This window comes from Companilactobacillus halodurans (genome assembly GCF_009600995.1).
GTDB lineage: Bacteria > Bacillota > Bacilli > Lactobacillales > Lactobacillaceae > Companilactobacillus > Companilactobacillus halodurans.
In genome coordinates this window covers 1-14,106 of the sequence record NZ_VDFO01000051.1, presented here as the reverse complement: position 1 = coordinate 14,106, position 14,106 = coordinate 1, and the positions used below count along the sequence as shown (strand labels likewise).

The following is a 14,106-nucleotide window of genomic DNA, read 5'->3' as shown; positions in this document are numbered from 1 at the left end:
ATTAAGCGTATCAATCTTCAAATTTTTTGGCTCCGAGCAAGCTCGTCAGCCAAATAAAAAACAGCTAGACCAATTATGATCTAACTGCTTATGTAAACTGCCATCAACTTAATTTGACGAACAGCCCTTATTAAGTACCCTCAATGAGGGTACTTTTTTTTGCACAAATCAATCTTATTCTCGTAATAAAATGGTCAAGATTTCTAAATCCATAAGAATTTCTTTTCAATTTCTTTATTTTTCCAATGGTGACCTCAAGAGAGCCATCGGAATATGGCAATAAGCAACCGTTTTTTACATATTTTATATTTTTTCGTAACGTTGTAATGGCTGTATCCATTGCGGTTCCATTATAAAGGGTTTCTCTAAGTATCTCTATGTCATGATGCCTTATTGCTTCTTGAACACTTTGATAAGTATCATAGGTTTCTTCGAATACTGGTATTTTATCAGTAGCTATGTCAATGATATTTTGAATAGTAGTATATTCATTTATTTTTACATGGTTGGCGTCTACATCTTCCTCTGGAAGATGAAGTAGACGGTATATACGAGACATTTTATCAGAAATTTTTTTAAAGAGTTGATACGTGCTCGATCTATAGCCCTACTACAAAGTTGAACAATATGAAATATATCCACGATTATACGAGCATTGGGGGAAATACGATGAACAACTAATTGATAATTGGCATTTAGATCAATAGATACAATTTTAACAGCTTGTCGTTCTGGAAAACTATACTGATTTATAAAGTGCTCAAATATTGTGCTTGATAGTCTGTCATGTATCAACTCAACTAGTCCATGTGTATCTGCATCAATAGCTATAAATGTAAAAAGGTTTTTTACTTAGCGAAATTCATCGAAACAAATATTTTTAGATAAATGTGAGCCTCGATGAGGAATCTTTGTATTACCATACAAAATTCTGTCTACAGTACTAGCCGAAATATCAATAATCTTAGCCGTGGAAAAGATTCTATGTTTAACTTGCAATTTTTGCTCAATAAGTCACTGTGGGCACTGCAGGTGCTTCTACAGTCCCTATACAAAAATCGTTGTTTCTTAATTACTGAATGATATTCAAAACCATTAAAACTGGCCAGCCTCGAATTAGTAATTCTTTTACCATTTTTAACTAATGAAATCATTCCACATTGAGGACACTTATGTAAGGTGTAGGATAATTTTGCGTTCACAATTTTTATACGTTTTATAACGCCACGTTTTTTTATTTTGGCATCTTTTACTGAAATAATTTTTATAATATCGTCTTTTATATCTAATGTACATAGTATAGAATTGTTTTGGGACATCATGTTCACTCCTGTTTGATTCGGTTTGATTGCTTAAATCTTAGCATGAGAACAGTGATGTTCTTTTTTTATCTAAAAGAGAATAAAAAACTGGCGTTGATTTATCCATCAACACCAGAAAGTTTAGAACCATTTTTTTATGAGTGAACAGCTTAGAGAGGTATGACAATTGAAGAATCAAATTAAAAATTGATCACCTGATGATAATTTTTAATTAAATATAATCAATAACAATTAAATGTAGCCATGTTTGTAAGGTAAACACATCAATAACATTTATTCTTTAGAGAGTATTATTTAAAGTGACATTGACTTTTATATTAAATTTAATTGTGCGTAATGTTATAGAATGTGTTATGAAATTTTTAACAGATCTGATTAAGACTTTCCTTTTATAATAGGCAAACGTGAGTTACTTATGAAATTCATTGAGCAAATTGAACAATATATTAGTGATGACTATTATTAGTACGTTGAGTGGTATGATATTTCATTGAGTCCATTAACTACTTAGTTTACTAAACTTGTGAATAATTTTTTTAAGGGTCAATCATTATTTTATTGAATAAAATTTAATAATTCAGTAAAGCTGATTATGTAAAGTTTAAATATAGAAATTTGGTAATTTTGTGGAGGATAATAATGAATTTAGCACGTTAAAATGACTATATAAATCGAATGATTTGAAAATATGTAAATTCGCTTAGAATTAGCAAGTAAATACTATGTATTTCATACGTATCATACGTAAATTTTTTGAATATATTTTCTTTTTAAAAATAAAAATTAATTATGACAAAAGATGATCAGAGGAAAATTGATACAATATCAATTTTCCTCTGATCATTTAATTTGATTATATAACTTTAACTTATCTTATCTTTTGAACTGAAGATCCAATCTCAATAAAATCTTTAACAATTGTATTTTTTGCTGAGAAATTAGGTTGGTTCATCAATAATATATTTTCTACGATTTTTTCGGAAATGGTATCAATATCCTGTCTTATACAGGTGATTTTTGGTTTGATAATTTCTTGAAAATCTAATTGGCCAAAAGAGACAAGCGATATATTTTCGGGAATAGATACTTGCACTTCATTTGCAGCTTTTATAATTCCAGCTGTCATTAAATTGTTGGAACTGAATATTGCGGTAAAACCATTTCTATTCTTAGAATTATAGGCCAGAAAATTTAACATTTTTTTGTAAACAAAATTTTCTTTATACATACCATTTATTATTTTTGCGTTTGATAATTTAATATTGTTTTCTATTAGTGATGCTTTAAATCCCGAAACACGTTCTCGGGATGTCATTGCATTTGGGGTTCCGGCAACAAATATTATTTTTTTATGGCCATTTTCAATTAAAATTTGTGTAAGAGCTTTAGATTCATCGAAGTTGTTGCTCCCTATAAAAGGAAAATCATTTACTCCTAAGTTTCTATCAATTATTATTATCCGAGTTCCAGAACTTTGGATTTTTCGTAGTGAATTAGTATTATTTGAAGCCGGTGATATCACAATTGTATCAACTCGTTTTTCAGTTAAAGCTTTAAGAATTTTTTCTTCTTTCTTCTCTGATTCATCTGTATTGCATACAAGTAAATTGTATCCATATTTAAATAAAGCATTATCAATTTCCTTTGCAATATTTGAATAGTAAGGGTTTTTTATATCAGCAACAACCAAACCAATAAGATTTGATTTTTTTGTTCTTAAATTTCTTGCAATGGAATTACGATTGAAATCTAATTCATTAACGGCTTTAAGAATTTTTTTTCTAGTTTCCTTTTTAACTGGATAGTTACCATTTAATACTCTGGAAACAGTAGAAATTGAAAATCCAGAAAGTGCTGACACGTCTTTTATTGTTGCTCTTTTCATCATATACCTCTTTTAAAAGTTTCACCAATCTGAATATAGCATATTATTACAATATTTGAATGAAAGTTCTTGAATTTGAGTAAATTATTAAGTAATAAATAAAAAAGAAAAATTATTTTTATACCATTGACAGCGCTTTCATAAAATGCTACATTAGTTTTGTTGATAGAAAACGTTTTCTATATATGAAAAAAATATCGAGATATAAAGGACTATTCGCTTGAAATATGGTCTTTTAATAATTGTTTATTAATAGAAAACGTTCTCTATAAAAAATATGAAGGAGATTTTTAATTATGCTTACACAAGAATTATTACACCCAGCCATTTTACGAGCTATTGCAAACTGTGGACATGGAGATAAAATTTTGATTACGGATGGTAATTATCCATTGGATTCTGATGTTAATGAGGCTACTGAAAAGGTTTACTTAGCTTTAAGACCCGATTTACCAACAGTTACAGATGTTCTGAAAACTTTAAATTCAACGATTAATTTTGAAAAAGCAGAAGTTATGACTCCAGGAAAAGGTGAACAGCCAGAAATTTATGGAGAATTCAAGGATATATTAAAAATGGATGATTTATCTAAACTTGGACGTCAAGAGTTTTATGATGCATGTAAGAAATCAACTAATTTGAAACTTGGAATTAATACAGGTGAAACAAGAGTTTTTGCAAATATACTTTTGACCGTTGGAGTTAGATAAAATAATTAAAGGAGGACAATAATGGATGCTTTGAAAATCTTTGAAAGAGTTATGGATGACGAAGCTAATGCTATAAAAGATGCGAAAAGAAGCATTGAAAGTGATAAAGATATCTATTTGAAAATTGTGAATAAAATTTCCAACCTTAGTGGCCATTTGATTTTTATGGGAGTTGGCAAATCTGGTCATATTGGTGAAAAACTAGCGGCAACTTTTTCGAGTACAGGAACGCCTTCATTCTTTGTCCATGCTACTGAAGCAATGCACGGAGATTTAGGAATGATAACCAAATCAGATTTGGTAGTAATGATATCTAATTCAGGAGAGACAAAAGAAGCTCTAGCACCAATTTCTGCAATTCATAAAATTGGTACAGAGGTTATTGGAATTACAAAAAAATTAGATTCTAATTTAGCAAAAATTTCTGATTTTGTTTTGATTGTTCCAGTGGATGGTGAGGCAGACAAATTTAATTTAGCACCAACTAAAAGTAGTACAGCTGTATTAGCTGTTGGAGATTCTTTAGCGATTACTGTCTCCGAGTTAAATAGTTTTAAAGAAAAAGATTTTGCAATGTTTCATCCCGGTGGAGCTTTAGGCAAAAAATTATTTGATGATGGTTTAGTGGAAGGGTGATAAATGTTGAAAAAAATTTTAGTAATTGGTAGTTTTATGACAGATTTAGTTGTTAAAGCTGATCGGTTTGTTGAAGAGGGAGAGACAATCATAGGTAACTCTTTTAATCAATTTACTGGTGGAAAAGGTGCTAATCAAGCGATTGCTGCTGCAAGATTAGGTAGCAACGTTGAAATGATTGGCGAATTAGGCAAAGATTCGTTTGGTAAAGATCAAATACAATCTTTAGAAAATAATAATGTGAAGCATGATCATGTATTATTTACTGGAAAAGCTAAGTCGGGAGTTGGAAACCCCCAAGTGGATGCCAGTGGAAATAATAGAATTGTCGTTGTACCAGGTGCCAATTTAAAATTAACTCCAAAAAATTTGGAAGAACTTAGTAATACGATTCAAAGCGCAGATATTATTGTTTTACAGTTGGAGATTCCATTTGAAACTGTATATAAGGCAATTGAATTAGGACATAAGTATCATAAACAAATAATCTTAAATCCAGCTCCTGCTGCAGATTTGAATCAGGACTATGCCTCAATGGTGACTTACATGACTCCAAATGAACATGAAGCTCAAATGTTAACTGGTATTGACACAAGTACTCCAGATGGAATAAAAAAATCTGCTAGTGAATTATTGAAACAAGGATATCAAAATGTGATTATTACTATTGGTGATAAAGGAAGCTATTTTGTTAATAAGAATGTAGAGATTCAAATTTCAGCTTATAAAGTGAAAGCTGTTGATAGTACAGCTGCTGGTGATGCATTCATTGGAGCATTTGCCTATGGACTATCAAGGGGTAATTCAATCCAGGATTCATTACAATATGCATCCGCTGTGTCAGCAATAGCGGTGACTAAAATGGGAGCACAACCTTCACTACCTTCTAAAAAAGAAGTAGATGATTTTTTAAAAAATAATTAATAAAGAAGGGGTGATATAAATGGAAAATGAAACGCAGGAGAATGTGAAAAATAAGAAATGGATAGAAGAGCCTGATGGATATTTAAATAAAACTCCTCCTTTGCAGTTTATATTAGTGACAATACTATTTGCTTTATGGGCTATCGCGGCAAGTTTAAATGATATTCTGATCACTCAATTTAAAGCTGTGTTTGCTCTTAGTGATTTTGCTACTGCATTTGTACAAAGTGCTTTCTATGGAGGTTACTTTGTAATTGCGATACCAGCCTCAATTTTTATTAAGAAAAATAGTTATAAATTGGGAATTATTGCAGGATTAGGTGCCTTTTCTCTTGGGTGCTTTCTCTTTTTTCCAGCATCCAGATTGGTTACATATCAAGTATTTCTTTTTGCATTATTTGTTGAAGCCATTGGATTAAGTTTTCTAGAAACTTCTGCTAACGCATATAGTTCGTTACTTGGTCCTAGGAAGTCTGCTACGGTTAGACTAAATATTAGTCAAACAATGAATGCAGTCGGTGATATTATTGGTATTCTTTTGGGTAAATATTTGATATTTACCGATGGAAATTTGAAGCAGGAAATGGCATCTATGAGTAAAGAGGCTGCTGAACAATTTGGTCAACAAGCATTGGCTCGTACTTTGTCTCCTTATAAATACGTTTTGATTGTTTTAGTAATTATGATTATTTTATTTATTATCACAAAATTTCCTTCAGGAAAACCTAAAACAAGTGATAGTCAAAAGAATGCAACATTCAAAGAAACTATGAATTATTTATCGAAGCGTCCTCGTTATTGGCATGGGGTGGCTGCTCAGTTTATATACATGGGCGTTCAAACAGGGGTATGGTCATTTACTATGCGTCTGGCATTGGATATGTTTCCACAATTTAATGAAAGATTTGTAGCTAATTTTATGCTATATAGTTACATTTGTTTCTTCGTTGGACGTTTTGTGGCTAGTTATTTATTATCTAAATTTTCAGAAACTAAAGTTCTTATGTCATATTCATTCATTGGAATGTTAATGATTTTGTATATTACTTTTGTTCCTAATATTACAGCAATATATGCAGCAATTGGAGTCAGTCTAGTATTTGGTCCTTGTTGGCCAACAATTTTTGCAAGAACTTTGGAAGTTGTTGATGATAAAAGACATACGGAAACAGCTAGTGCATTTATTGTGATGGCAATTGTTGGTGGAGCTGTTCTTCCTATTTTTCAAGGATTACTTTCCGATTTCACAACAATGCAATTTTCATTTATTATTTGTGCAATCAGTATGGCAATTGTTTTCCTATATTTTGTTAGTGAGTATAAATATGATAAAAGGAAGGCCTAACCATTTTAATTAGATTACAATTCTTTGAATTGAACAATTTCTTTTTGAAAATGTTTCATAATTGTTGATTTTTTTCAACAGTTATGAAACATTTTTTGTGTTTAGATTTAAGATCAAATCGTTCTGATTAGGCTTTGCATTGTTTGTTTTTAACTAACTGATATCTAGATAGTCAAACGAAAACTTTTATAAACTATTTCTGATAACTATAGATATTGTATACCCTTGGCTTTTTTGAAAAGGTTAATTGAATTAGTTTAAATAATTTAAGAAAATTAAGATTATGAGGTAACAATTTAGAATAATTATTTGTTAAAAATCCATCAATAAGAAAACGGTTACTTGTGCTACAATAGTACTGCTGAGTGGTTATCAGCAATTAATGTTATGTGCGACTTGATTTCTTGGAGGTTATCAGGTCGTTTTTGTTTTCCATGGAATTGAATGATTTTACTTTAGGTCAATATGTTCATGACAATAGTGATTATATTAATAAAACAGCTATTTTATCACTGGGACATTTTAATGTTGAGCAACCAGGAATAGAGTATGCTGCAAGTTATTTTGACGATATCCTTGATGAAAATGTATCATTTGTTGGAATCATTATTATAATTATTTACGATTATAAATCATTGTATTATTAATTGAAAATGTATCTACTTAGTTTTTAAAGTGATATATAATTTAATAATTGACAGGTATATTTTAAAAGTTATCCCAAAAATGAAGCTGATAAGAATTTCACTGTCAGCTTCGTTTTTCGGATACTATATTAATAATAATCATATTTCATGATAAGCAAAAATTCATTCGAATCCTTCTACGTGTTCCACCCTCTATGATTTCACAAAGAAAAAATTGGACGATGTTACTTACAAATTATCCTAAGCAATATTGGATGTATATTAATTATTCGTTTGTTTATTATTTACTTGAGTTTCTACTTTTGTAAGTTTATTTTCTATAGATTTTAAACAATCCATCATCTGGATGGGGGTCATGACATCTTGGCTATTTTCGGTACTGTTATTTTCTTCTTTTATTCTAAAGGGAATAGAAGATTCGGAACGTCGAACGTCATTATAAAGCTTATTTATAGTTTTGAATGATTCTTTTGAAAATTTTGGAATGCTATTTAAAGATGATTGTAAATCTCGTGATAATCGAAAATCCATTTTTGCTAGTTTTTGATATATATCAGAGATTGATGTGTTTGTTATCGTATTGCTGATGATTTTCGTTTCATTTATATTTATCGATTTATAAAAATTTGAAGCACTATTTATAAATTGACTTAAGTCGGTAATATGCGCGATTGAAGAAGTTATCTGAGAAAGATCATGTATATTAATAGCCATTGATTTGATTAAATCGTTTTTGATGTGAAAGTTAACAATCGTTGGTTCAATTATTTTAGATATATCAGTTGTGATGTTCATTGGAAATGAAACTGTAGATTTAAGGGCTTCAGTTTGCTTGCTAATAGAATTTATAGATTTTAAATAGTTATTTATTTCAGATGTAATGCTATTATTCATAATTAAGATTCACCTAGTTTCATTTTGAATTATATCAAAGTAATAAACATTAAATAATTAAAATAGATAATAGATGTTATTTAGGTTAAAATAAATGCTCTAAATTATTCTGTGCACCATTATTCTCGTTGTAATAGATATCAATCAAGAAATTTTTAATTAGAAAAGTTTAAATATCTTTGCATACAATATGGTTAAACAATTTACTTATACCTTGAAAGTGTATTTAGGTGTAAGTGATTATAAATATATGGCAAATTATAATAATAAGAAGGGTGAGATTTCATTGATTCAACAAATGAGATATTTTGTATCAATTGTAAAAAATCATAGTTTTACCAATGCAGCAATTGAATGTAATATTTCTCAGTCATCAATATCAGAACAAATGAAAAATCTTTCTAATGAACTAGAAGTGAAACTTATCAAACGTAAAGGAAGAAGTTTTGAATTAACCAAGGCTGGAGAATTTTTTTATCAGCATTGTCAAGAAGTACTAAATGAGTATGATAAATTGATTGCTGATACTAGATTAGTTGAGAAAAATACTGATAATGAATTTGTTTTAAGGTTGGGTTACTTAAGAAAGTTTGGGTCACAGGAATTTCTTAAGGCCGTTGCTCAATTTTCTGATAAATATCCAAAGGTGACTGTAAAAATACATAGTGGATCGTATCAAGAATTATTCAAATTATTATTGAATGATAAGTTAGATTTAAATTTTTCTGATAGTAGGAATACATTAATAAACACATATGAGAATCTACCATTAACACAGGCTGAGTACAGGGTGATTCTTTCTCCAAAAATGTTTCCAGATAGGAAAGAGTCCATCGACACTAAGGACCTTGTGGATCTGCCGTGCATTTTAGTAGTAGGTGCGGATCAGTTTGAGTCTGAACAAGAGTACTATCGTAATATTTTAGGAATAAAAAGTCCTTTTAAAATAGCACAGACCTTTGGAGAAGCTCAGATGCTTGGAGCAACAGGTCAAGGATATATAGTTGTCAATAGTAGAACATCAGGGCAAATTGATTCCAAAATTAATCGAGTTTTGAAATTAACAAATAATGGTAGAGATTTGATGCAACATTATTATGCATATTGGAAGAAAGATAACTCAAGCTTTTATATTGAAAGCCTTGCTAAAATTTTAAAAGACCAATTTAAAAAATAAAGTTGTCCAAATTATTTTAAATGATAATTTGGACAACTTTATTTTTTTATCGCTAAGTACGATTGATTAGTATCGAAAACTAAATCGGTGATAAATGATAATTTGTGAACTCATCGGTAAATCCAATCAATTGCATTGAAAATTTAAATTGGTTGAAACATAGAAAGGTACTAAAGTTAGCTATGAAATTAAAAAGATATAGGATGTGATCAAGTGTTACTTTTGATTTTTCCAGTAACAATGGGAGTTGGATTAGCAATCCAAACAGCGGTTAATTCAAAATTAAGAACTTTTGTTTTATCTCCTTATTTATCATCGGGATTATCGTTTTTCATTGCTTGGTTGTTTTTAATGATATTAAGTTTACTAATGCATCAACAGTTGTTAGTTAGTTATACAACCTTATTGCAAGAGCCGATGTGGTTATGGATTGGCGGACTTTTCGGTGCAATAGCTCTGACTGGGAATTGTAGTATTATTTCAAAAAATAGGAAGTTTACAAACTACGGTTTTGCCGATAATGGGAAAAATTGCAATGGGTACCATTATTGATCAATTTGGATTATTTAATTCTCCACAAAATCAAATGATTTTTTCGAGAATTATAGGGTTAATACTATTGATTAGTGGAGTAATTTTTTCATTGGGTATTTTTGACAGCAATGTTAAGGAAGTTATCAAGGAAGAAAAAGAGGAATTGAATCATAAACGTATCAATATTTTTTATCAAATATTCGCTGTTGTATCAGGGATGTTAATGGCTATTCAAACTGCTATTAATGGATATTTAGGTAAAATATTGGATTCACCAATACACGCTTCATTTATATCGTTTACGATAGGAATCATTTGTTTAATATTGATTAATTTATTATTAAAAACTAGGATCATGAACTTAAAGTATGCTATAGAACAAGGTATTTCCTATTGGTGGATATGGATTGGTGGAATATTGGGAGCATTATATATTCTATGTAGTTCATGGTTAGTTCCATTAATAGGGACTGGACAAGTAGTCGTCTTAGCATTATTTGGACAATTATTATTTAGTGCCTTGGTTGAACATCTTGGCTTGTTTGAATCGGTGAGAAATAAAATTTCTCGTTCAAAAGTAATTGGTTTATCAATAATGTTTGTTGGTGTAATTTTCATAAAATTTATATATTTTTAAGGGGAAAGATAAAAATGAAAAATGTTTTAATTTTAGGGGCATCAGGTTCAATCGCAACATTAATCGAAAGAAATCTACTTGAAAATAATCAGGTAAAAATGACTTTACTGGTTAGACATCCCGAAAAATTAGCACCAGACATAAAAAATGATAGTCGTCTTAAAATTGTTGTTGCAGATGTAGTCAAGAACTACCAACAATTAGTTAATTCTATGGTTGGACAAGATGTGATTTATGCCAATCTATATGGTGCAAATTTGGGCCAACAAGGAAAATCAGTGGTCAGATCCATGAACGAAGCAAATGTTGAAAGAATTATTTGGATATCTGCAAACGGTATTTATAATGAAATACCTGGAAAGTATGGTGTTTGGAATGCTTCAATGTTAGGTAGTACCCTGGACGCATATGCAGAAGGCGCTAAACAAGTAGAAAATAGCGGGCTTGAGTATACGATTATAAGACCTGCATGGTTCTCAGATAAAGATGAAGTAAACTACGAATTGACACAAAAAGGTCAAGAATTTAAAGGAACAGAAGTTTCTCGAGTTAGTGTAGCCGCATATATTACTTCACTCATTTTGGATTCTACAAAAGAGGCTCATCAGTCAGTTGGTATTAATGAACCAAATACAGATGGATCAAAACCTAGTTTTTATTAATGAATAAATTCAATGATTGAGGAAAGAAGATATATTTTGAGAGTAATGGTTATTGGAGCGTACGGAAAAGTTGGACGTCTAGTTGTTAAAGATGCAGTTGAAGCAGGTATGGATGTAACTGCTGTTGCACACAAGAAACATTCTGATGTTAAATTAGCGACAAATAATATTGTAATCAAGAATGCAATGGACATGGATGCTAAGGATGTATCTAATTTTGACGTCATTGTGGATGCAATCGGTGGTTGGAACAAACAAACTGCTCATTTAATTCCTGATGTATTGGGGAAGGTAGTACGATTATTAGCAGGAAGTAAAACAAGATACATCAAAGTCGGAGGTGCTAATACTTTGTATATTAATAGGGATCATAGTCAACAGTTACAGGAATTAAGCAGTTATTATCCTACAAGGTTTAAATTTCTTTGTGACGCTCATAAAAAAGCTTTGGATTTATTAAGGACATATTCCAATATAGCTTGGACTTATGTAACACCGCCATTTAACTTTGTTTCAAATGGGGCTAATACAGGAGAATATCGAGTATTTGGTGAGGAGTTCAAAGCCAATTTTCATGGAGATGATGGTCATAATGATTATATTAGTTATGCGGATTTTGCGAATGGTATTGTAGATATAATCAAGAATAATCTTTACTTAAGACAACGAGTCGCATTGGTTCATGGCGATATGCCTACGAATAAGAAGTGAGGTGTTAACTTGAAAATTATGGTTATTGGTGCTTATGGAAAGGCGGGTTCACGCATTATTCGAGAGGCTATAAAGCGTGGACATATTGTGATTGGAATTGCTCATCGCAAACATCCTGGCTTTGATCAAAAAAACATCATTATTAAAGATATGATGAAGTTGGATCGTAATGATATTAAGAATATTGATGTTATCGTTGATGCTGTCGGTGCATGGACACCTGAAACAGAAATTGTACATTATCGTGGTCTTTTACATATTTTGCAGCTAATTAAGAATTCATCAATTCATTATTTAAAAGTTGGTGGCGCTAATACTCTATATATTGATAAGGAGCATCAGCATACTTTGCAAGAATTACCATTATATTATCCTAACTACATGCAAGACTTGTGCGCAGCGCATACAGAGGGGCTACGAATATTACGAACCTATTCAAATGTAAATTGGACTTATGTAACACCGACATATAATTTTGACCCTACAAGAAAAGCAGTGGGATATTATCATGTTGATGGCGAAGAATTTAAACCAGCAAAATCTAGAAACCCTAATGATGGAATCAATGATTATATAACTTATGATGATTATGCTAAGGGAATGTTGGATATTATAGAACAAAATAAATATATACATCAACGTATTACATTGGTTAGTGGTAATAATCCAGTACCAACACAACGATATTAAAAATTATTTTTCATAAAAATTTAAGTGAATTATAAAATATTTAAAAGTTGATCTGTTAAGCTTTTAGCATTTCAAAATAATTCTATGAAAAAGTTTAATCATTGGAATGCGCTTTTTACCACTAGTTGAAAGGAAACATGATATATTGGACTCTCTTTTTTGATATTATGATTTGAATAAGGGCTAGATTATTCAAGGTATTGGAATTTGGAAATTAAAATAAAATCTTTTTCTTTTAAGCACAAGAATAAGATACTATTGACAATTAAGTAAATGGTGTCTGGCATGATATCAATCTAAATATTTACGATTTAACCATCTCAAAGATTGAAATCAATACATTATGGTGAAATTAGGAAAAACAAAAAGTCAGTCATATCAAGATTCAATATCTTGATATGACTGACTTTTCTTTACTTTATGGAGGTGAGGGGAAACAATTAAATATTTTATTTCCATGAGGGTTTATAAAGAAGTGAATGCAAAATTTCAGTTCTCAGTTTAATTTTATGGTTGATCATTGAATGATCTAAAAGTAATAATCAAAATTTAAGTATTGGTTAGTAAATTTAATTGTTGTCGCTATAGATATGATTACACTTATTAATATTTTTATAACGATTTTCCTTTGAAAATAAACATTACCTACCTTTTCTAATGACCTGATTATAAAGGGAAGTGAATTAGTAGCCTATTGAACGAATAAGAAGTATGCAACGTATCTCAAATCGTAGGTAATAATGGGCAATGAATTTTCTAAATGTATAGTTAGTTATTGATGCACTTTCTAGAAAAATCATTCAATGATAGTCTGTTTGTTTTGGGTGTTTAATTTCGTATTACCTGTTATAATATGAGTGTACAAAAAAAGGAGGAGTGCCGTTAACACTCCCCCATGATAGCCCGTTTAAGACGGTGGCTATATTAGATTATTATATTTTAAATAACCGTAAACCTGCCAAAGTTTAGACGGTTATTTTTTTACGTTTATTTCTTATCACTATGAATGTATGTTAACAAGGCAATCAAAAATATACCGAACGTTAACATAAGATTCAAAGCGTTTGAAACAGACAAAAACGCAACTCCTTTTATTAGAATGTAAAGCATGATACCTAGGTAAGAAGAAATATAACCATAAGTACCCACTCCTTTCAGGAATAGCCACCGCCATTAACTTGCTATCGCTATTATTATCTAATATCTGGTGTTAGTCTGATATTCCGGACACGGTCTCTATGTTAAAATTGTGAAATTAATAAGGAGAACTTATCTATGACTCAAAAATTTTCAGCCGAATTTCAGGCCTCAATTATGGATCTTTACCATTCA

General features: G+C 30.4%; 16 protein-coding genes. 11 read left to right on the top strand and 5 right to left on the bottom strand.

Annotation, left to right across the window (positions count from 1 at the left end; all coding sequences use genetic code 11):
• Positions 1-130: 130 nt before the first annotated feature.
• The 3 genes from FHL05_RS12740 to FHL05_RS11320 all read right to left on the bottom strand — a co-directional run bounded on the left by FHL05_RS12740 (position 131) and on the right by FHL05_RS11320 (position 3,207).
• A complete protein-coding gene (locus FHL05_RS12740; protein ID WP_153386293.1) occupies positions 131-559 on the bottom strand; it encodes a transposase in 429 nt (142 codons plus the stop codon).
• Positions 514-825, bottom strand: coding sequence for a transposase (locus FHL05_RS12890; protein WP_420838742.1), 312 nt, complete (start codon positions 823-825; stop codon positions 514-516). The genes FHL05_RS12740 and FHL05_RS12890 overlap by 46 nt, the downstream gene beginning before the upstream one ends.
• 1,365 nt (positions 826-2,190) lie before the next feature.
• Positions 2,191-3,207, bottom strand: coding sequence for a LacI family DNA-binding transcriptional regulator (locus FHL05_RS11320; protein WP_162000295.1), 1,017 nt, complete (start codon positions 3,205-3,207; stop codon positions 2,191-2,193).
• A 296-nt stretch (positions 3,208-3,503) separates the two neighbouring features.
• On the opposite strand from FHL05_RS11320, the gene FHL05_RS11315 reads away from it, so the two are divergent.
• The 5 genes from FHL05_RS11315 (at position 3,504) to FHL05_RS11295 (ending at position 7,469) form a co-directional block, all read left to right on the top strand.
• Entirely contained in the window at positions 3,504-3,917 is a 414-nt protein-coding gene (locus FHL05_RS11315; protein ID WP_153386300.1) for an RbsD/FucU family protein, read from the top strand.
• A gap of 21 nt (positions 3,918-3,938) precedes the next feature.
• Positions 3,939-4,553, top strand: a complete 615-nt coding sequence (locus FHL05_RS11310) for a KpsF/GutQ family sugar-phosphate isomerase (RefSeq protein ID WP_153386302.1) — start codon at positions 3,939-3,941, stop codon at positions 4,551-4,553.
• Between the two features lie 3 nt (positions 4,554-4,556).
• Entirely contained in the window at positions 4,557-5,477 is a 921-nt protein-coding gene (gene rbsK, locus FHL05_RS11305; protein WP_238334019.1) for a ribokinase, read from the top strand.
• 19 nt (positions 5,478-5,496) lie between these two features.
• Positions 5,497-6,822: an L-fucose:H+ symporter permease gene (fucP, locus tag FHL05_RS11300; protein WP_153386304.1), complete on the top strand. Its 1,326-nt coding sequence runs from the start codon at positions 5,497-5,499 to the stop codon at positions 6,820-6,822.
• A 434-nt stretch (positions 6,823-7,256) separates the two neighbouring features.
• Positions 7,257-7,469: a hypothetical protein gene (locus FHL05_RS11295; RefSeq protein ID WP_153386306.1), complete on the top strand. Its 213-nt coding sequence runs from the start codon at positions 7,257-7,259 to the stop codon at positions 7,467-7,469.
• Positions 7,470-7,730: 261 nt separating this feature from the next.
• Here FHL05_RS11295 and FHL05_RS11290 read toward each other — a convergent pair whose 3' ends face one another.
• Positions 7,731-8,363, bottom strand: a complete 633-nt coding sequence (locus FHL05_RS11290; RefSeq protein ID WP_153386308.1) for a hypothetical protein — start codon at positions 8,361-8,363, stop codon at positions 7,731-7,733.
• Positions 8,364-8,553: 190 nt separating this feature from the next.
• Between FHL05_RS11290 and FHL05_RS11285 the strand changes: the two genes are divergently transcribed.
• From FHL05_RS11285 to FHL05_RS11260, 6 genes are all read left to right on the top strand, one after another.
• Positions 8,554-9,540: a LysR family transcriptional regulator gene (locus FHL05_RS11285; protein WP_238334020.1), complete on the top strand. Its 987-nt coding sequence runs from the start codon at positions 8,554-8,556 to the stop codon at positions 9,538-9,540.
• A gap of 213 nt (positions 9,541-9,753) precedes the next feature.
• Positions 9,754-10,092, top strand: a complete 339-nt coding sequence (locus FHL05_RS11280) for a DMT family transporter (RefSeq protein WP_153386310.1) — start codon at positions 9,754-9,756, stop codon at positions 10,090-10,092.
• Entirely contained in the window at positions 10,061-10,711 is a 651-nt protein-coding gene (locus FHL05_RS11275) for a DMT family transporter (protein WP_153386350.1), read from the top strand. Before FHL05_RS11280 ends, FHL05_RS11275 begins: the two co-directional genes overlap by 32 nt.
• Before the next feature lie 14 nt (positions 10,712-10,725).
• Positions 10,726-11,373 (top strand): NAD(P)H-binding protein, encoded by a 648-nt coding sequence (locus FHL05_RS11270; RefSeq protein ID WP_153522748.1) that lies wholly within the window; start codon positions 10,726-10,728, stop codon positions 11,371-11,373.
• Positions 11,374-11,418: 45 nt separating this feature from the next.
• Positions 11,419-12,084: an NAD(P)-dependent oxidoreductase gene (locus FHL05_RS11265; protein ID WP_238334022.1), complete on the top strand. Its 666-nt coding sequence runs from the start codon at positions 11,419-11,421 to the stop codon at positions 12,082-12,084.
• Between the two features lie 9 nt (positions 12,085-12,093).
• Complete coding sequence (locus FHL05_RS11260; protein ID WP_153386315.1) at positions 12,094-12,774, top strand: NAD(P)-dependent oxidoreductase; 681 nt, start codon at positions 12,094-12,096, stop codon at positions 12,772-12,774.
• Between the two features lie 987 nt (positions 12,775-13,761).
• Here FHL05_RS11260 and FHL05_RS12885 read toward each other — a convergent pair.
• Positions 13,762-13,884: a putative holin-like toxin gene (locus FHL05_RS12885; protein ID WP_420360968.1), complete on the bottom strand. Its 123-nt coding sequence runs from the start codon at positions 13,882-13,884 to the stop codon at positions 13,762-13,764.
• Positions 13,885-14,106 lie beyond the last annotated feature (222 nt).

What these genes read in the sequence shown, in the direction of transcription:
- FHL05_RS11310 (WP_153386302.1), top strand. Translation starts at nt 3,939, where the DNA reads ATGGATGCTTTGAAAATCTTTGAAAGAGTTATGGATGACGAAGCTAAT.
- FHL05_RS11285 (WP_238334020.1), top strand. Translation starts at nt 8,554, where the DNA reads ATGGTTAAACAATTTACTTATACCTTGAAAGTGTATTTAGGTGTAAGT.
- rbsK (WP_238334019.1), top strand. Translation starts at nt 4,557, where the DNA reads ATGTTGAAAAAAATTTTAGTAATTGGTAGTTTTATGACAGATTTAGTT.
- FHL05_RS11275 (WP_153386350.1), top strand. Translation starts at nt 10,061, where the DNA reads ATGGGAAAAATTGCAATGGGTACCATTATTGATCAATTTGGATTATTT.
- FHL05_RS11290 (WP_153386308.1), bottom strand. Translation starts at nt 8,363, where the DNA reads ATGAATAATAGCATTACATCTGAAATAAATAACTATTTAAAATCTATA.
- FHL05_RS11295 (WP_153386306.1), top strand. Translation starts at nt 7,257, where the DNA reads ATGGAATTGAATGATTTTACTTTAGGTCAATATGTTCATGACAATAGT.
- FHL05_RS11265 (WP_238334022.1), top strand. Translation starts at nt 11,419, where the DNA reads ATGGTTATTGGAGCGTACGGAAAAGTTGGACGTCTAGTTGTTAAAGAT.
- fucP (WP_153386304.1), top strand. Translation starts at nt 5,497, where the DNA reads ATGGAAAATGAAACGCAGGAGAATGTGAAAAATAAGAAATGGATAGAA.
- FHL05_RS12740 (WP_153386293.1), bottom strand. Translation starts at nt 559, where the DNA reads ATGTCTCGTATATACCGTCTACTTCATCTTCCAGAGGAAGATGTAGAC.
- FHL05_RS12885 (WP_420360968.1), bottom strand. Translation starts at nt 13,884, where the DNA reads ATGCTTTACATTCTAATAAAAGGAGTTGCGTTTTTGTCTGTTTCAAAC.
- FHL05_RS11270 (WP_153522748.1), top strand. Translation starts at nt 10,726, where the DNA reads ATGAAAAATGTTTTAATTTTAGGGGCATCAGGTTCAATCGCAACATTA.
- FHL05_RS11320 (WP_162000295.1), bottom strand. Translation starts at nt 3,207, where the DNA reads ATGAAAAGAGCAACAATAAAAGACGTGTCAGCACTTTCTGGATTTTCA.
- FHL05_RS11315 (WP_153386300.1), top strand. Translation starts at nt 3,504, where the DNA reads ATGCTTACACAAGAATTATTACACCCAGCCATTTTACGAGCTATTGCA.